Source organism: Paenibacillus sp. UNC451MF (assembly GCF_000686845.1).
Classification (GTDB): Bacteria; Bacillota; Bacilli; order Paenibacillales; family NBRC-103111; genus Paenibacillus_S.
In genome coordinates, this window is record NZ_JMLS01000002.1 from 387,543 (window position 1) to 405,561 (window position 18,019).

An 18,019-nucleotide genomic window follows, 5' to 3' on the forward strand; every position below is an offset into this window, starting at 1 on the left:
TATGTATTCCGATTCAGCCTTCCTTTTGCAGCAGTGCGTACAGTTCAGGAGCGGCTTTATCAATTCGAGTCGGCTTCCACTCTTTATTTACCCATACATGGCGTGTTCCGCCACTAACCAACAACTCTTCACCACGTCTTATTTCCGAAATGAACTGCATCCGCAAATGGGTATATTCCTCAATTCTAGTACGGATGGTAATGAGATCGTCGTATTTGGCAGGCAATCTGAACTTGAGCTCCGCATCGATGACCGGAAGCAGCAGACCCTGCTCCTCAATCTTGTGGTAAGGCATTCCGAGTGCGCGGATCAGCTCCGTCCTCCCGATTTCAAACCAATTCAAATAGTTGGCATGGTAGACGACGCCCATTTGATCCGTTTCCTGATAGCGGACTCTAATCGCATGCTCAAACCATGGTGATGGAGACATAGAATCGCCCTCCTTGTAGCTATTATGACCCATTTTCAAGAGAAAAAAAGAGTGAAACCGATGTATAACGTCGACTTCACTCCTGGTTGAGGCTTCTCAAAAAACGAACCTCTTTATATTACAATACGCGGGCACGACCGGAATAAATAACGCCTACTTCCGGATAAATCGATACCTCTGCGCCATCCTTGATCAAGCCCAAAACACCTTCAACGCCAACAATAACCGGCTTGCTCAAGCTAATACCAACAACCGCCGCATGAGACGTTATACCGCCTGTTTCTGTAATGATTGCAGCGGCTTTCTCGATAGCAGGCATATATTCCTTGTCGGTTGTAAGCGTGACGAGAATACACCCTTCAACGGCTTTGGAGTTAGCTTCTTCCGGAGTACTAGCCGTAACGACTTTCCCTGTTGCGATTTGAGTTCCGATACCTTGACCTTTAGCGATCATTTCACCAATTTGATGAACCTTGATCAGGTTGGTGGTTCCAGAACGGCCTACAGGCACGCCAGCTGTAATAACGACTGTATCTCCCAGGCTTACAAGACCTGCTTTCACGCTGTTGTCCACTGCAAGCTCGAACAGCTCGTCCGTCGTTTGGCACATCTCACCCTTGATCGGAACAACACCCCAGACGAGCGATAAGCGGCGAAGCACTTGCTCATTTGGTGTCACAGCGATAATCGGAGATTTAGGACGGTATTTGGATACCATACGTGCGGTATATCCGCTCTCTGTAGCTGTCAAGATCGCACGCGCATCAAGATCCATCGCAGAGTTAGCAACAGCTTGGCTGATGGATTCAGTAACTGTTCTTTGCTGTGCATTGCTTTGACGGATAAAGATTTCACGGTGCTCCAAAGCCGTTTCCGCACGCTCAGCAATTTTAGCCATGGTCTGTACGGATTCAATTGGGTATTTTCCTGCAGCCGTTTCACCGGACAGCATCACCGCATCGGTTCCGTCGAAAATCGCGTTAGCTACGTCACTTGCTTCGGCACGTGTCGGACGCGGATTGCGCTGCATGGAATCCAGCATCATTGTAGCGGTGATAACCGGCTTACCTGCTTGGTTACATTTTTTGATCATCGCTTTTTGCACGATAGGTACATCTTCCGCAGGAATCTCTACGCCAAGATCTCCGCGCGCAACCATCAAGCCGTCAGACACTTCGAGAATCTCATCCAGGTTTTCTACGCCTTCTTGGTTCTCAATTTTGGAGATGATTTGAATATGTGTTGCGTTATGGCGTTCCAGAATTTCTCGTATTTCGATAACGTCGCTAGCTTTACGCACGAACGAAGCAGCGATGAAGTCTACTCCCTGCTCGATACCAAAAATAATATCGTTAGCGTCTTTTTCCGTAATCCCTGGCAAGTTGATTTTAACGCCTGGAACGTTAACGCCTTTTTTACCGCCCAACAGACCGCCGTTCACGATGCGGCATTTGATTTCTTTGTTCGTTAAGTCTACGACTTCAAGCCCGATAAGACCGTCATCGATCAAGATCGTAGAGCCGATGCGTACATCCTTCGGCAAATCTTTATAGGTAACATAGACGCGTTCGGCATCGCCAAGCACTTCTTCTGTCGTCAATGTAATAAAGTTATCCTGAATCAATTCTACCTTTTGATCATCTTTCAATTTGCCCGTACGGATTTCCGGACCTTTCGTGTCAAGCAAAATCGCTACATTTTTCCCAAGCTCTTGACAAGCCTGGCGTACGTTGCGAATCCGGTTGCCGTGCTCCTCGAAATCACCGTGTGAGAAGTTCAGTCTGCACACGTTCATTCCGGCATTGATGAGCTTCTTGAACATGTCAAGCGATTCGCTCACCGGACCTATCGTACATACAATTTTGGTTTTACGCATGATTGTGATTACCCTCCTGAATGTAAGTAAACCTACCGATTTGTCTAAATTTCTTATAGCGATCTTCGATTAATTCCTTCTCTGAAAGCTGCATCAATTCCTTCAAATGCTTTGTTAAAGTTTCTTTAATGACCTCAGCCTGACGGTTCAAATCACGATGTGCTCCGCCGCGCGGCTCTGGAATTACGCCGTCTACGACGCCAAGATCATGAATATGATTCGCAGTGATTTTCATTGAAGCAGCCGTTTCCCCTGCCTTGGATGCGTCTTTATACAAAATCGACGAAGCCGCTTCCGGCGTACTCACCGAATAAATCGCATTTTCAAGCATAAACACACGGTTACCTACTCCTAGCGCCAATGCACCGCCGCTGCCGCCTTCTCCAACGACTACACAAAGAATCGGCACACCGAACGAAGCCATCTCCATCAAGTTTCTGGCGATCGCTTCACTCTGTCCGCGTTCTTCCGCAGCTCCTCCGGGATAAGCCCCCGGCGTATCGATAAACGTAATAATGGGGCGTTTGAACTTATTAGCCTGCTGCATTAAACGCAACCCTTTGCGAAACCCTTCGGGGTGAGGCATCCCGAAATGACGGGCAATGTTATCCTTCGTATCCTTGCCCTTCTGGTGGCCTACAACTGTAACAGGAATGCCGTCCAAACGAGCAAGTCCCCCTACAATCGCCAAATCATCGCCGTAATGACGATCTCCATGCAGCTCCATGAAGTCAGTGAATATATTTTGAATGTAATCCAGCGTTGTAGGTCTTTGCGGATGCCGCGCAAGCTGCATTTTTTCCGCCGTTGTCAGGTTGCTGTACACCTTCTCAGCTTCCTGCTCATAACGCTGCTCCAGGCGGGCAATCTCATCCGAAAAATCAATTTGCTTTTCCGTACCGAAATTGCGCAACTCCTCAATCTTCGCTTTCAGCTCTAAAAGCGGCTGCTCAAAGGGCAATTCACCGGCCATTTGCCAAATCCCCCTTTACAACATGCAGATCCAGTAATCGGGTCAGCGTATTCTTTATTTCTTTGCGCATGACTACCATGTCCACCTGTCCATGACTCAAGTTGAACTCCGCCGTTTGGAAATTATCGGGAAGCTTCTGACGAATCGTCTGTTCGATAACGCGTTTACCGGTAAAACCGAAAGCAGCGCCAGGTTCAGCAATAATATAATCCCCAAGCATAGCAAAGCTTGCAGATACCCCTCCAAAGGTTGGGTCTGTAATGACAGAAATATACAAGCCGCCCTGCTCATTGAATTGAGACAATGCCGCACTCGTCTTCGCCATTTGCATCAGACTGAGAATGCTCTCTTGCATACGGGCTCCGCCCGATGTCGAGAAGATGATCAAAGGATATTGTTTTTGCATCGCATGCTCAATAGCGTTCGTAATTTTCTCACCAACGACAGATCCTAGCGAGCCTCCCATAAAATCAAAGCTCATCACGGCCACAACGACAGGGAATCCACCAATCGTTCCCTCGCCGGTAATAACCGCATCGTTCATGCCCGTCGAATCGACAGCTTTACGGTATTTGCCTACGTAATCCGGAAATCCGAGCGGATCCTCCGAACTCATTTCAGCGTCATATTCAAAAAAGCGGCCTTCATCCATCACCATCTGAATGCGTTCGACCGCGCTTAGTTTGAAGTGATACCCACAGGTGGTACATACCTTCAAGTTCTTGTCCAATTCTTTTGTAAATTGAATCGCAGCGCATTTCGGACATTTGTTCATTAAGCCCTCGGGAATTTCCCGTTTTGGCTTGTCTTCCGGTAATAATTCACCGCCGTCACCTGCTCGTGTGACAGGCCTGTCCGCGCTTGGGATAGTAGCATACTTTCTTTTCTTCTGAAACAAATCTATAAATGACACGATTACACCTCGCTTGCGGTAGAGTTCAAATGTGGTCCATTCGGTTCTTAAGACCTATGCAATATGGAATTCAGCACATCTTGAACTTCTTCAAGTTCACCTTCCGGGACTAAAATTTCAAACTGATTTTTCGTCATGTTTATGGCCCGTACCTGAACTAGAAAGCCCTCTTCCGTCAGTTTCTGCTTTATTCTGTCTGCAATTTTTGCTGTAGGAGCTATATAAATAACGGTCCACATGAAAAAAGACCTCCCGAACATAATGCACTAATGATATCATATCTTCTCTTTTTCCCGCAAGAAAGGGTTAGCCCGTTCGCAAACGTTTTTATAAAGTGGCTAAATAAGGAAGACAAGTGGATTAAATCAAGTGCGTGCATGCTGTTCGGGGGACTTATGAAACCTATACGTTTCAAAGATTAAGAGCTTGGATCTGCTGCATCGGCGGATCCCGATGATTCCGTTGAAGCTGGAGGAATCGGGGACTGCGGTTCACTTGAGGCGTCTGACACAGATGAAGCAGCCACACGGTCAAGCTGGTCCTGGTGCCTGTGGGCAATGCGGGCTGATGCCGCCGCCGCAAGTCCTGCTACCAGATCATCCAAAAATACGTGAATACCTGACGAATGATCGTTAAGCTCGCGAATAATACCAAGCTTCTCTTTATCCAGATAGCCAAAGCTCGTTAGGCCGATCATCCCATACACATGGACGATGCCTAGAGCTAGCGTCTCGTCGACGCCGTAAAGCGATTCATCCCGTTCCATGATGGATTGAAGCGGTTCGGGAAGCAGCTTTTTTTCCGCTAATTCATCCAAGGCGATACCGGTATATAACGTATATTGAACCTCGCGTTTTTTCAAAATAGCCAAAACGCTTTCGACGCAATCTTCTTTTTTCAATTGAGCGTTGTAGGGCAGCTGCAGCTTCAAAACAATATCGGCGATCCGATCGATCGTAACACCCCGATTTTCCAACCATTCCACAATGGGCTGATGTGACATGAAACAACGCCTCCTCCATAGCCAGCTAATAACCAAGGAGGGAACCCGTTCTTCTGCCCCATGTGTTAGCTTGGGACAAGCTATAAGGATAGCGAACGCGTTCCTTGGCGTGATTCCGGGTATATCGTCAAGACGAAACAGCCGGTTCACGCTTTTTCGTGTCTGTCGGCCAAGCCGAACAACATCCTGGGTAACTAAATGTATGCGGAGGAGATGCCGATTATTTCACTTTTACCGTATCTTTACCCAGCAGCTCTTCCATGGCATGAAACAGCTTGGGAGAAGGCTTTACCTTAAACTGATCGCTCAGGCTTAGTGTTTTTTGGCTCTTTTCATAATATAGAATAACAGATAAAGGGCCTTCATGCTGAAGAAGCAGCTCTTTCAGCCGGGTTAGCACCTGCGGCTGCTCATAGTCCGCAGCTATTTTAACATACACGCGCTGGGCACGCACCATTCGATCGCCTGTACGCTGCTGCGTTAGAGAAGCTTCCTGCTCCTTAGGCCGCTTAGCGGCAGGTGCGGGTGCTGGTCCTGCTGCAGTCGCAGCACGGTTCTTGGCAGCGGTGAACGTCGCCTGCGAGCTCTTCGCAGCCGGTCGACGCATCACCTTGATCCGAAGCTCCGGATCGCTCAGCGCAAACAGCTGGTCCGCCAGCAATTTGACATCCTCGTCCCCCTGCTGCAGCTTTGCCCTGACCAGCAGCGGCTTACCCTTCTGAACCAGAGGAGCAAACTGCTTCCACGCTTCAGGGAAGAGGACAACCTCCACCTTGGCCACACGGTCCTCCAGCTCCATAAAGGCCATAGCCTGACCTTTCTTGGTGACGATGGTCTTGCTGGAAAGCACCATGCCAGCCACAATGACTTCACTGTGGTCAGGCATTTCCTGAAGGAAATGCAGCGGATCGTGTTCCAGCTCCCTTAGTACTCCTTCATAATCATCCAGCGGGCTGCCGGATATGTACAATCCAAGCAGCTCCTTCTCCAGATCCAGCTGCTGCGTCATCGTGAAGGGACGAATATCCGGGTACTCCACCTCCCAGTTGACCTCTTCAACAAAGCCAAACAGATGCAGCTGCAGATCGTCGCGTTCTTTACGCCACTTGACCGCCGCGTCTATCGTCTCCTCAAGCATCGCGAGCTGCTGCGCCCGATGCCCTGGAAGCGTGTCCGTCGCTCCGCTTTGAATAAGCGACTCCAATACCCTTTTGTTGCAAACGCGCAGATCCACTCGACGGCACAGGTCGATTAAGCTGTCGTAAGCTCCGCCATCCTTGCGGCGCTCCTGCATGATCGACTCGATAGCCTGCGTGCCGACGTTTTTGACCGCAGCGAGGCCGAAACGGATAGCAGCCGTATTCGGCTCGGATTCAGCCGCTGCTGCATCCGCACCAGCATCCTGCTGCGAAGCGCCGGATGCCTTGACAGGCGTAAATACGATACCGCTCTCGTTCACGTCCGGCGGCAGTACTGGAATTCCCATGCGGCGGCATTCATCGACATATTCAGCCACCTTATTGTGACTGCCCATAACGGCCGTCAGCATCGAGGCCATAAACTGTACCGGATAATGAGCCTTCAAATAGGCCGTCTGAAAGGCCAGCACGCCATAGGCCGTAGCATGGGCGCGTGGGAAGCCGTAATCGGCGAAACGGACAATCATGTCGTACACCTTGTTCGCTTCCGCTTCGGTGAAGCCTTGCGACTCACTGCCTCTGACGAAATGCGCCCGCTCCTCGTCCAGCACTTCCCTCTTCTTCTTGCTCACCGCTCGTCTCAGCAAGTCCGCTTCACCCAGGCTGAAGCCGGCCATCTTGGAAGCGATCTGCATGATTTGCTCCTGATACACGATAATACCGTATGTGTCGCTCAAGATCGGCTCCAGCGTGGGATGAGGGTACTCGACCTCATGCTGACCATGCTTGTACTGGATATAGCGGGGAATAAACTCCATAGGTCCCGGTCTATACAGTGCCACCACGGAGATGATGTCCTCAAATTCAGTTGGCCGCAGATCCTTAAGCACTCTCCGCACGCCCGGAGACTCCAGCTGGAATACCCCTGTCGTATCTCCGCGGCTCAGCAGCTTGTAGGTCGCCAGGTCGTTCATCGGAACCTTGTGGAAATCAATCTCTACGCCGGTCTGCTCTTTAATCCATTGCAATGTCCGTTCAATGATGGATAACGTTCTAAGTCCGAGAAAGTCCATTTTCAACAATCCAATGGATTCCAAATGCTCCATCGAATATTGGGTAAGAGCTGTTTGCTCGTTGCCCTCCTGCAGCGGAACATACTGTGTCAACGGCTCTCGCGATATAACTACGCCCGCGGCATGCGTAGAAGCATGGCGTGGCATGCCTTCGACCCGCATCGCGAGTTGAAGCAGTTCTGCCGTTTTAGGCTGCCTGTCGGCAAGCAGCTTCAGCTCGGGGTTAGCTTCAATAGCTTCGGTAAGAGTCATCCCAAGCTGATGGGGAATCATTTTGGCCGCCCGGTCCACTTCGTTGTAAGGAATGTTCAGAACGCGACCGACGTCTCGAACAGCCGCTTTGGCTGCCATCGTACCGAACGTAATAATCTGTGCAACCCGGTCATTGCCGTACTTATCCACCACATAATCGATGACCTCGTCCCGCCGTACGTCACTGAAGTCAATATCGATATCCGGCATCGTAACCCGTTCAGGGTTGAGAAACCGCTCAAACAAAAGTTGATAGCGTATCGGATCCACATCCGTTATTCTCAGCACATAAGCGACCAAGCTTCCTGCAGAGGAACCCCTGCCCGGACCAGTAACGATCCCCTTCTCATGGGCAAATCGGATAAAATCCCAAACGATCAAGAAATAATCCGAGAATCCCATCCTCTCTATAACGGATAGCTCGTAAGCAAGACGCTCCTCCACTTCACTGTGATAGCTGTTTTCATTCCATTCGGGCAGATGGGCATAGCGGGCCACAAGCCCTTCCCGACACAATTCAGCAAGATAACTCCCTGCTGTCGCATTATCAGGCAACGGCTCGAATCTCGGCAAAATCGAGCGGCCGAATTCGATCTCCAGATTGCAGCGATCCGCCACAATTCGAGTATTTTCGATCGCTTGCGGCACGTGGGGAAACAAGCGCTTCATCTCTTCATCGCTCTTCAAAAACAGCTGGGTTGACGGAAACTTCAATCGTTCCGGATCGTCCACAGTCTTTCCCGTACCGATGCACAACAAAATATCTTGAACCTGTGCATCCTCTTCCCTAACATAGTGCACATCATTGGTCGCTATAAGCGGGATGCCCGTTTCTTTGCTTAACCGAAGCATGCTTTGCATAACTTTCTTTTGCTCCAGCAGCCCGTGATCCTGTATTTCAAGAAAGAAGTCATCGCCGAAGATGGTACGATACCGATTCGCTGCTTGCATCGCCTCTTCGTAGCGCTCATGAAGCAAATGCTGGGAGACCTCACTCCCAAGACACGAGCTGGTGCATATAAGCCCTTCTGAATACTGAGCCAAATGCTGTGGGTCGATTCTCGGCTTGTAATGGTACCCCTGCAGATGCCCGATCGAACACAGCTTCATCAAATTCCGGTAGCCGGTCTCATTCTTTGCAAGCAGAATCAAATGATAGATCGGCTGCTCCTGTCTCGTTCCTTTATCTCTTATGGAGCCTGCCGTGTAATAAACCTCGCAGCCTATAATCGGCTTAATCCCGTGCTGCTTGCAAGCTTTATAAAATGGTATGGCGCCGTACATCACACCGTGATCGGTTAACGCCAACGCTTTCATGCCGAGCCGGGCTGCTTGACCGACCAGATCGTCGATGCGCGCCGCGCCGTCCAAAAGGCTGTATTCGCTGTGTACATGCAGATGGACAAAATCACTCACCTGCGCCGCCTCCCTTATTCCCTGTATCGTCAACCCCATAAGGACGAGCTCAGCACTGCTGCGCCTGTTTTTGAGGGACTGGTTGCTGCTTTTTAGATAGCTTAGTAAATTTTCTCTCTATTTTATCATAATGCGAACACTTGTACCATACATTAGACAAGTAAGGCTTATTCGATTCGGATGAACGGAATGAGGAGGAATCGGAGTGGTTAGTTTTTTGACAAAATGTGTTCTGGATTTCTTTGTTGCCTTCGGTGTTGTTCTAGGCGGTTCGATGCTCGGAGGAATTGCCGCCGTGCTCATGATGGAGCCCCCCACGTTAAAAATGCTTCACATTTCCGAGCAAATCAAAATATGGGCGCTTGTTGCCGCTGTAGGGGGAACGATTGATCCGATCCGGGTGATCGAAAGCAATCTGGTTGGAGGCTACATCTCTCCGGCGATCAAACAAATTTTACTGATCGTCTTTGCCTTTATTGGAGCGCAATCAGGAACATCTCTTATACAATGGATATGCAAAGGAGGCGGCTCTAATTGAGAGTGCCTCCCTTCGAACGGTATACAGGGCTGCTGCAATCTGCAGGGCTCTTCATCTCGGGCATGATTATCGGCAGCGCCATATTCTTGGGCATTTACCATCATCAGCTCAACACGGTTCTGATTCAAAACCGTGAACTGAGCGACGAGAACGACAAGCTGCAGCAAGACAACAATACGTATAAAAAAACACGAAACCAGCAAAGCACGGTTAATCAAATTGATGTTATCGTCGAGTCGAGCCCCTTAAATCCGTTGGACAAGGTGACCGAGCAGGAGATTGAGAAGCGTGTACGCAACGACTTAAGTGTAATCAAGGGTCAAAAAATTGCCGTCATTGCGGAGTCTCCCCATGTTTATCAAAGTCTTCTCTCGAAAAAGACATACCGCGGCATTCTCGATAAGGATTATATCGTCAATACGAAGACTATGATGCTGATTCAAAACGAACTGAAGGTATGGGTTATAGCCGAGGAATTCAAACGCACGACTATGTAGCGATTCTCTTCCATTTCATTGCTTTTCCACCCGAAAATCGTTAAAGTTAGTAGAGGTTTGTACGACTCGATCAAAAGGATGTGCCTTTGCAATGGAAACAACTCAAATGATTTTGCCTGTATTAATCGTTATCACTCTGATTATTTCGGTGTTCTACAGCTTCCGCTCTAGAAGAAGCCAGGATCCTAAGCTTCGCGGAATTTATGCATCCCGGATGAACATCGCCATGGGTCTGATGCTCATCGTGATCGCCATTTCACAGCTGTTCTTCTTTACCGATTCCAATACACGGCGCGTGTTCGGTATTATCTGCTTCTTGCTCGGCATGTTCAATTTATTCGCAGGACTGCGCAATCACAGCCATTTCAGCCGACAATAGTCTGTCTGTGCAGGTAAGACTTACGAGCTTCTTTTACAGCTGATCGATAAATTGGGTGGTGAGCATCGCTTTGGCAACCAATGTCTGCGCATGGAAAATCTCCACCTCAATTTTACCGAATTTGCGGCTGACCTCGATAACCTTCGGCAATATTTGAATTTCGCTATCGATCTGTACCGGTTTGACAAAATAGGAGGACATGTTGTCCATAACAAGATCGCCCTTTTTGACATCTTGTACCACGTGATATGCCGCTTGTATAACAAGGATGGTAAGCACACCTTCCGACACAGTACCAAGCTGGTTTATCATCTGTGGGGTAATGACGCCGCGGAACCTCAACTGCCCTTCTTTGGTACGCTCCTCGCTAAAGCCCGACCAGATCAAATCCTCGAAGGTTTGCCCGTTTTGCGGTTGACGCTGAATATGCTGCATCGCCTTAAGTACATCTTTGCGGCTTATCACCGCGAGCGGCTTACGGTTCGCATCAACAACTGGCAGCAGGTCAATTCCTTCCCACACCATTAAATGCGCTGCTGAAGCTACTGAAGTATTCGGGCTCGCCGTCAGCGGATTACGCGTCATCAGCTTATCGATGGTCTGCTCCGATTCTGCGCCGATCAAGTCCCTAGAAGTAATCATGCCTACGACCCGGTTCCATTCATCCACTACCGGAAATCGTCCATGGCCCGTTTGCTCATGCAGCTGCTGCCAATCCTTCAGCGTATGGTGGCCTTTCATTACGTAAACCTGCATATGAGCCGGTACGATATCCTCTATAAGCAATATTTTTTTCTTAATCAATCTATCGTAAATCGCCCGATTGATCATCGAGGCAACCGTGAACGTATCGTAGCTGCTTGAAATAATCGGCAGCTCCAGTTGATCCGCAAGCTTTCTCACTTCTACACTCGTTGTAAAGCCCCCTGTTATGAGTACGCCCGCCCCCTGTTCCAGTGCACACAAGTGTGCCTTGCTTCGGTTACCGACAATTAGAAGGCTTCCCGCATCGATATAGCGCATCATAGCATCCTGCTGCATCGCGCCGATAACGAATTTGTTCAACGTCTTGTGAAGTCCGGCGCTCCCCCCCAGCACCTCGCCGTCCACCATATTCACCACTTCGCCGAACGTCAGCTTGTCGATATTATCGCGCAGCTTCTTTTCTACCCGTACCGTTCCTACCCTCTCTTTGGTGCTGACCAATCCCAAATTATCCGCTTCTTTAATAGCACGGTAAGCTGTTCCTTCGCTAACTTCCATCTTTTCTGCAATTTTGCGCACGGATATTTTGGTTCCTATTTTCAAGCTTTCAATATATTTTAAGATCTGTTCATGCTTTGTCGCCGTTTCTTGCAAAATATGATCCATAACTGTTACACCTCATCCATACTATTCTGTACTCATCTGTACTAATTCTCATTATAAGATTTCTTTCGTCTAAAAAAAAGCCCATCTCAACAAGAACCTCGATCTAGGCAAATGCATAGGATACCGTATACTGAATGGAGGTGCCGCCCATGTATAACCAGCCTGAGGTCACTCAAATGCAAACAGTATTTCAAATGGACCCGTCGGTCGTACAAACGCTGCAAAGCACTAAAGAACATATCCATGGATTATGCAATCAGTACTTACAGAGACCCGTTCGAGTGCAAACGATTCACGGTCACACTTATGACGGTGTTATCGTGGATACCGATGGTTTCCATTTGTACCTGCAAATGATGCCAACCCATGTTCGCGGATTTTTCAACCCGTTCTTCGGAGGCGGCGGTTTCAACAATGTGATTTTGCCGCTCGTGCTGTACGAACTGCTCGTCATTTCTCTGCTTTGATTTGGATCAAAAAAGTCCGGCCTTCACGGCCGGATTTTTTTGATTATTGCTCCTGCAAATGATAGACATCACAAACAACTGATTCTGGCTCGCTTAACAAGCAACTTCTCCGATGTACAAGCCATCTCCCCCCCAAAAAGACAGGTTAGCTTCATTATTTATAGTTTAGCAAAACTTAAGTTACACCTTATTAAGTTTAAATATACTTACCTCCATTACAAGAGTACAATCAAGGTAGAACGAAGACAAGAATAGCGATGTAGGGATATGAACAATATCGCCTTCCCATCGCATCATCTGGAGGGATTCGTATGAGCACAAAAAGAGTTGCTATTATTACAGGCGGAGCCAGCGGCATTGGCCGTGAAACGTGTCTGAAGTTCGCCAGTAAGGGCGATCGCGTCGTGGTAGCCGATTATAACGATAAAGGCGGACAGGAAACCGTTGATCTAATCATCAAAGCTGGAGGCGAAGCCATCTTCGTCAAAGTCGATGTCTCCAAGCAGGAAGAAGTTGAAGCGCTGCTTGATTCAACAGAGAAGCATTATGGACGTGTCGATGTAATGTTCAACAATGCAGGAATCGGCGGCGCTGGGCCTGTACTGGAGCAAAACATGGATCTGTACCATCGTACGATCAGCATTAATCAGCACGGAGTTGCCTACGGAATTATGGCAGCAGGGAATAAAATGAAAGAGCTCGGAATTCGCGGTGTCATTATTAACACTGCTTCCGTGTTCGGCTTCTTAGCCTCGCCGGGCACATTCGCCTATCACGCTACTAAGGGCGCAGTCATTATGATGAGCAAATCGGCCGCACTAGAGCTTGCACCTTACGGCATTCGCGTTGTAGCCGTTGCTCCAGGCGCAGTAGATACGCCGATTATTCAAGGCTTCAAGGATAGAGGAATGGTCGACAGCATGCGGGCCAAAGTTATGGGTGGAGAATTAACGAAGCCGGAAACGGTCGCTAATTCGGTCTATCTGTTATCATTGGAAGAAGCGGAAGCCATCAACGGCAGTGTTGTTATGGTAGACCAAGGCTACGCTTCATTCAAATAAGCTGCACACAGCAAGAAACCCGACCGGCTGCGGTCGGGTTTTTCAACATTGGACAGTTATTTTTTGAACTGCAGCATTTTGCGCTTGCCCTGCACCATTTGCTCCAGCTGCCATTTTTTCATTCGCTTGACCTTCTCCATTTCCTCTCTGGCTTCCTCATCCACCCCGAGCAGCTCATGCAAGTGCGCAGCGATGATCAGCAGAGCGAAGGCGATCCACGCAATGCCGAACACGGTTGGCAGTATAGCTTCCGAGCTCAAGTCCAGTCTCGGCACTGCATAAAACAGCATGCCTAGCGCCAAGCCCATAAGTACAATACTTTTCGTTCCCTTCAAGTGTCGCTCCCTCCATTTCATCACAACTTGTACGATACATTGTATGAAGCCTTCAGGAAAAATAGCACTCTACATTTCGGACAAGCCTGTATCGTCAAAAAAGCCCCTTATCCGAAAGTGGATAAAGGGCTAGTTATGCCTGAACTTCTTAAGCTGTTCCTTGGGAAAGCTTTTTTTTCGGAGTAGGGCGTAGCCTTCTCATCGTTTGTCCATAGACGTAAGCCAACAGCCAAGGCACAGCCAGACTTAGAACAAAGGCGGTCAAAGTGTAAAGATGATAATCTATCATTGGGCCGCTAGTATTAGGCACATGCGTGCGCCAATAAGTCAGCACTGCCGGATGCATCAAATAAATACCGTACGATACGGCCCCTAGCGAAAGCAGCCATTTGGTCAAGAGCGGCCAGTGCTGAACCAGCTTTTTACCGATCCATATGAAGCTCATGCCCGCAAACATCGGATAGGTATTGAAAATAATTTCATACCAAGTATTATCAAAGGTCATGCCCTTCAGCTCTTCGAACAAGAACAAGCCCATGAAGCTAACACCCAGAAGTACGCTTAACGGCAGCACCCAACCGATATTTTTACCGATCCATGTGCTAAAAGTCTGATAATTCATTCCCAGATAACCGCCTAGCGCAAACAAGCTAAAGTAAGTTACACAGAGCGATGCACTATGAGGAAGCGGCTCGATCCAATGACCATATCCGTAACAAGCGGCTTGGATGGCAATTCCGATAAAAAACAGATTTTTGCGGAATCCTTGCGACACTCTGCACAGCCAAACGAGCAAAGGAAAGAGCAGATAAAACTGTACGATGATGATCATAAAGTAAAGATGATATGAGGCATCCGCCCAAGGCAGCAGATCTAGGAACTCGGCTCCGTCAAAGTGCAGCTGAGTCGGATCGAAAATCCATTGATTGTAAAGGTAATAAAAGACGGACCAGATCAAATACGGAAAAAGCACCTGCTTGACCCGTTTCAAATAGAAGGTCACCGCCTGCTTCCCGCTCCAGTCGTCAACATAACGATAGAACAGCACTAGGCCGCTAATAAAAATAAAGACAGGCACGGCAAAATTGCTAAACTTGTTAATGGCAAGATACGCGGCTTGCGATACGCTGCCTACAGGGAGCTCAACGGTTGCCTCCGAGGTGTTATGTATGAACAATACCGCCAAAATGGCAAAAGCCCTTACGATATCCAGCTCCAGTAACTTTGCTTTTTTTACAGCCAAATGAAACCCAATCCTTCCGTCTCTCGTCAAGTAACATCCATGAGTTTTTAGAGTAAGCTTGTACTTCTGCATTGTATCATAAGAACGGGGGATGCTTTCAAATCCTTTTGAAAAAAACTTATAAATACGCACTTATACTTAAATTTACTTAAAATTCATTGCGCATTATGCATAAAATGCCTTATACTATACTTACCATGAATGATTCCGATGAGGAAAGGAGATGACGTATTGTACCAGGAAGAAAGACTAATCGGTATCCTGCATCATTTGGAGCGGCATCAGAGAATCAGTATTGAAACGATCTGCGAACTGTTCGACGTCTCGCGAGATACGGCCCGGAGGGATATCATTCGCCTTGAAGAGCAGGGAAGCATCCTGCGTACACGCGGGGGCGCCATACTTCCTACTCTTTCAAATCACGTAGCCAATTACAGTGACAGACTGCGTGACGAGGCCACCACAGAATCAAAGAAAGCTATAGGCCGCATGGCCGCCACCCTTATCCATAATGGAGACTATCTTTTGTTAGACGCATCGACAACGGTCCAATTCGCTGCCGAAAGCATGCATACCCACGGACATGTCGTTGTCACCAATTCTATTGATATCGCCGACATATTAAATCGCAAGGAGGGCATCGATGTTCATCTGCTAGGTGGAAAGCTTCATCCGGAGCATAGGCTTATTTACGGAGCACGCGCGTTGGAAATGCTGGGCGACTATCATGTCCACAAGCTGCTGCTAGGTACTTGTGCCATTACGCCGGACGGTTTGACCAATCCCTATGAGGAAGAGGGCTTTCTCGTAAGAGAAATGATGCGCCGGGCAGATCAAGTTATACTGCTTGCAGATCATACCAAGTTCGGCAAGCGGCAGTTTAACCGCATATCCGGACTCGACCCCATCGATATCATTATTACCGACGAAGAACCGACTGCGGAGATGAAAGAGGCTCTGCAGCAGCATGAGATCGATATTATAGTAGCAAAAGGAGACAACGAGCGATGATCAAACTCATTGTCAGCGATTTGGATGGAACGCTGCTTCAAAAAGGCCATCATATTCACGATAGAGATCGTCAAGCGATATACAATGCGCTTGAAAACGGAATCTCGGTATGCTTCGCCTCTGGAAGGATGTACCCAGAGATACGTCATGTAATGAACGAGCTCGAGCTTGAAGTTCCCGCCGTATCCCAGAATGGAGCCTACGTTCATACGGCAGAGCGCAAGCTTATCCGTCAAGACACGTTCGAAACCTCCTTGATCAAGGAATTGGCAGTCGTAGCTTTGGATATGCCTTTCGTAACCGTCATGTGTGCTCCCGATCATTATGTGCTTACAGAACTAAATGAACGCAACGCCCATATTCAAGCTAACCTGTTAGCTCCGGTTCATGTGATGCCTCATGCGGTTGAGGCACTGGGTAAAGAGTTAATCTGCGGCAAAATTACTTTTTTAGGGGATATTGAAAAGCTGCTTATTTTGCAAAAGCAGCTGCTATCGGCTTACGGCGGTCACATCGACGCCTATGTTGCCGATGTGGACTGCCTAGATGTGATGCCGCGCCATATATCCAAGGGTAACGGATTGAGAGCTCTACAGGAGCATCTCGGCATTTTGCCGGAAGAGACGCTCTGCATCGGAGATTCCTTCAATGACGTGTCCATGTTTGCCACTACTCCGCACAGCTTTGCCATGGCTAACAGCCATCCAGACTTAAGAGCAAAAGCTCGTTACACAGCAAACGGCGTAGCCGATGCGATCGAATGGGCGCTGAAGTCCGTCAGCGATAAGGTCATTGGGAAAGAAGGACGCTCATGAGTAAGCTGGTCTGGATCGGCTGCTGCTTTTATTTACTGATCGGATTTACTTCCGTCGTTGCCGCCGCCCTTTTACCCGAGCTTATGGCACACTATGGACGCGATTATGCAGATGGGGGCAACTTGATCTTCACCCAATTTTTCGGATTTTTGCTTGGCGTCGTTACTCAGCCGTGGTGGTCCAGGTGGTTAGGACGGATCCGCATGCTCTCTTTTACGTTATATTTCATCTGTATTGGTTATTTGATCATCGGCCTTCTCCCCCCTTGGCCTGTCGTATTACTCTGTTTGCCGTTGGTTGGCTTTGGCTCGGGAATGATTGAATCGACCGTCGGCGCATTGATTATCGACGCCATAGAAGACAAGAAAGCTGTCGCGATGAGCCGGCTCGAAGTGTTTTTTGGTTCAGGGGCACTGCTAATGCCAGTTGCCATCAGCTTGCTTATAGCTAACGGCCGCTGGGAGTTCACCTTCTTCGGAACCTCCCTCTTTGCGCTCCTGCTGGCCTTCATCTGGTGGCGCTATAGTGCGGCGAACGGCAGTTTCATTAACATAACCGACGGTGCTGAAACTGAAACTCCAGCAGCTGTACCCAGGTCTACCAGCTTAAAGTACGGCAGCAAGCTCTCCTCTACAATGCTCGTTTGCTGTATTATCGTGTTCTTCATTTATGTGGGACTGGAGATGAGCATTGTGAACTTCCTGCCATCCATCCTGCTGGAATCGATGGATGTTAACGCAGCAGTCGCCTCGCTCAGCGTGAGCTTCTTTTGGGGGACTATGGTGCTCGGCAGACTCGTCTGCGGCCTTCTCGCCGAGAAATATGGATATGTCCGTTATTTGCTTTGGTGTTCTACAGCTACAGTTCTCGTATTGATTGGTCTTGCATTAATGAAGCAGCTGGTTGGAGCCTTCATCATGATTTTATTAATCGGCTTGTTTATGTCCGGCTTGTTTTCTATTGCACTTATATTTAGCAATTCCTTGTTCCCTGGACGAACCGAGCAAACGACCAGCAAACTCATTGCCGCCAGCGGAATCGGCGGGGCCGCTTTTTCCTGGCTAACCGGACGATTCATGGAGCATGCGTCGGTATCTTTTACCCTGTGGTTTCTCGTTGTTCTCGGAATCTTGTTGGTAGCTATGCTGGCTGTAATCTCAAGAATGAAACCAACTCCCTCCGCAGAGTACACCTCTTGCGGATGAGTCTTAACTTCCTTCAAACGCT

General features: G+C 48.5%; 18 protein-coding genes. 8 read left to right on the forward strand and 10 right to left on the reverse strand.

Features of this window, described 5'->3' with window-relative positions; translation table 11 throughout:
- Positions 1-13 precede the first annotated feature (13 nt).
- From BP97_RS0104880 to BP97_RS0104910, 7 genes are all read right to left on the reverse strand, one after another.
- Positions 14-430: an acyl-CoA thioesterase gene (locus BP97_RS0104880; protein WP_028548087.1), complete on the reverse strand. Its 417-nt coding sequence runs from the start codon at positions 428-430 to the stop codon at positions 14-16.
- A gap of 118 nt (positions 431-548) precedes the next feature.
- Positions 549-2,306: a pyruvate kinase gene (pyk, locus tag BP97_RS0104885; protein WP_028548088.1), complete on the reverse strand. Its 1,758-nt coding sequence runs from the start codon at positions 2,304-2,306 to the stop codon at positions 549-551.
- A complete protein-coding gene (accA, locus tag BP97_RS0104890) occupies positions 2,299-3,279 on the reverse strand; it encodes an acetyl-CoA carboxylase carboxyl transferase subunit alpha (RefSeq protein ID WP_028548089.1) in 981 nt (326 codons plus the stop codon). The genes pyk and accA overlap by 8 nt, the downstream gene beginning before the upstream one ends.
- Positions 3,269-4,192 (reverse strand): acetyl-CoA carboxylase, carboxyltransferase subunit beta, encoded by a 924-nt coding sequence (gene accD, locus BP97_RS0104895; RefSeq protein WP_028548090.1) that lies wholly within the window; start codon positions 4,190-4,192, stop codon positions 3,269-3,271. The genes accA and accD overlap by 11 nt, the downstream gene beginning before the upstream one ends.
- Before the next feature lie 47 nt (positions 4,193-4,239).
- Complete coding sequence (locus BP97_RS0104900; RefSeq protein ID WP_028548091.1) at positions 4,240-4,431, reverse strand: hypothetical protein; 192 nt, start codon at positions 4,429-4,431, stop codon at positions 4,240-4,242.
- 179 nt (positions 4,432-4,610) lie between these two features.
- Positions 4,611-5,195, reverse strand: a complete 585-nt coding sequence (locus BP97_RS35335) for a phosphatidylglycerophosphatase A family protein (protein WP_081823940.1) — start codon at positions 5,193-5,195, stop codon at positions 4,611-4,613.
- Positions 5,196-5,415: 220 nt separating this feature from the next.
- The gene (locus tag BP97_RS0104910; protein WP_028548092.1) at positions 5,416-9,075 is read right to left on the reverse strand and encodes a DNA polymerase III subunit alpha; all 3,660 of its coding nucleotides are present in this window, start codon (positions 9,073-9,075) and stop codon (positions 5,416-5,418) included.
- A 205-nt stretch (positions 9,076-9,280) separates the two neighbouring features.
- Between BP97_RS0104910 and BP97_RS0104915 the strand changes: the two genes are divergently transcribed.
- From BP97_RS0104915 to BP97_RS0104925, 3 genes are all read left to right on the forward strand, one after another.
- Positions 9,281-9,613, forward strand: coding sequence for a YtrH family sporulation protein (locus tag BP97_RS0104915; protein ID WP_028548093.1), 333 nt, complete (start codon positions 9,281-9,283; stop codon positions 9,611-9,613).
- Positions 9,614-9,615: 2 nt separating this feature from the next.
- The gene (locus BP97_RS0104920; protein WP_051620398.1) at positions 9,616-10,110 is read left to right on the forward strand and encodes a sporulation membrane protein YtrI; all 495 of its coding nucleotides are present in this window, start codon (positions 9,616-9,618) and stop codon (positions 10,108-10,110) included.
- Between the two features lie 91 nt (positions 10,111-10,201).
- On the forward strand, positions 10,202-10,489 hold the full coding sequence (locus BP97_RS0104925) for a YtpI family protein (protein WP_028548095.1): 288 nt from the start codon (positions 10,202-10,204) through the stop codon (positions 10,487-10,489).
- A 33-nt stretch (positions 10,490-10,522) separates the two neighbouring features.
- Here BP97_RS0104925 and BP97_RS0104930 read toward each other — a convergent pair whose 3' ends face one another.
- Complete coding sequence (locus tag BP97_RS0104930) at positions 10,523-11,860, reverse strand: DRTGG domain-containing protein (RefSeq protein ID WP_028548096.1); 1,338 nt, start codon at positions 11,858-11,860, stop codon at positions 10,523-10,525.
- A gap of 149 nt (positions 11,861-12,009) precedes the next feature.
- Here BP97_RS0104930 and BP97_RS0104935 point away from each other — a divergent pair, with 149 nt between their 5' ends.
- Together BP97_RS0104935 and BP97_RS0104940 are read left to right on the forward strand one after the other, a co-directional pair.
- The gene (locus BP97_RS0104935) at positions 12,010-12,327 is read left to right on the forward strand and encodes a hypothetical protein (RefSeq protein WP_028548097.1); all 318 of its coding nucleotides are present in this window, start codon (positions 12,010-12,012) and stop codon (positions 12,325-12,327) included.
- Positions 12,328-12,638: 311 nt separating this feature from the next.
- Positions 12,639-13,388: an SDR family NAD(P)-dependent oxidoreductase gene (locus BP97_RS0104940; protein WP_028548098.1), complete on the forward strand. Its 750-nt coding sequence runs from the start codon at positions 12,639-12,641 to the stop codon at positions 13,386-13,388.
- Positions 13,389-13,444: 56 nt separating this feature from the next.
- Here the strand turns inward: BP97_RS0104940 and BP97_RS0104945 are convergent, their stop codons facing one another.
- Both BP97_RS0104945 and BP97_RS0104950 read right to left on the reverse strand, forming a co-directional pair.
- Entirely contained in the window at positions 13,445-13,723 is a 279-nt protein-coding gene (locus BP97_RS0104945; protein ID WP_028548099.1) for a hypothetical protein, read from the reverse strand.
- Between the two features lie 148 nt (positions 13,724-13,871).
- Positions 13,872-14,966, reverse strand: coding sequence for an acyltransferase (locus BP97_RS0104950; RefSeq protein WP_231506215.1), 1,095 nt, complete (start codon positions 14,964-14,966; stop codon positions 13,872-13,874).
- Between the two features lie 231 nt (positions 14,967-15,197).
- Between BP97_RS0104950 and BP97_RS0104955 the strand changes: the two genes are divergently transcribed.
- The 3 genes from BP97_RS0104955 to BP97_RS35345 are packed head-to-tail and all read left to right on the forward strand — an operon-like array spanning position 15,198 to position 17,997.
- The gene (locus BP97_RS0104955) at positions 15,198-15,977 is read left to right on the forward strand and encodes a DeoR/GlpR family DNA-binding transcription regulator (protein ID WP_028548101.1); all 780 of its coding nucleotides are present in this window, start codon (positions 15,198-15,200) and stop codon (positions 15,975-15,977) included.
- A complete protein-coding gene (locus tag BP97_RS35340) occupies positions 15,974-16,792 on the forward strand; it encodes a Cof-type HAD-IIB family hydrolase (RefSeq protein WP_051620369.1) in 819 nt (272 codons plus the stop codon). The genes BP97_RS0104955 and BP97_RS35340 overlap by 4 nt, the downstream gene beginning before the upstream one ends.
- Positions 16,789-17,997 carry an MFS transporter gene (locus tag BP97_RS35345; RefSeq protein ID WP_051620370.1) on the forward strand — a complete coding sequence of 403 codons (1,209 nt, stop codon included), beginning with the start codon at positions 16,789-16,791 and terminating at the stop codon, positions 17,995-17,997. The genes BP97_RS35340 and BP97_RS35345 overlap by 4 nt, the downstream gene beginning before the upstream one ends.
- Positions 17,998-18,019: the final 22 nt, after the last annotated feature.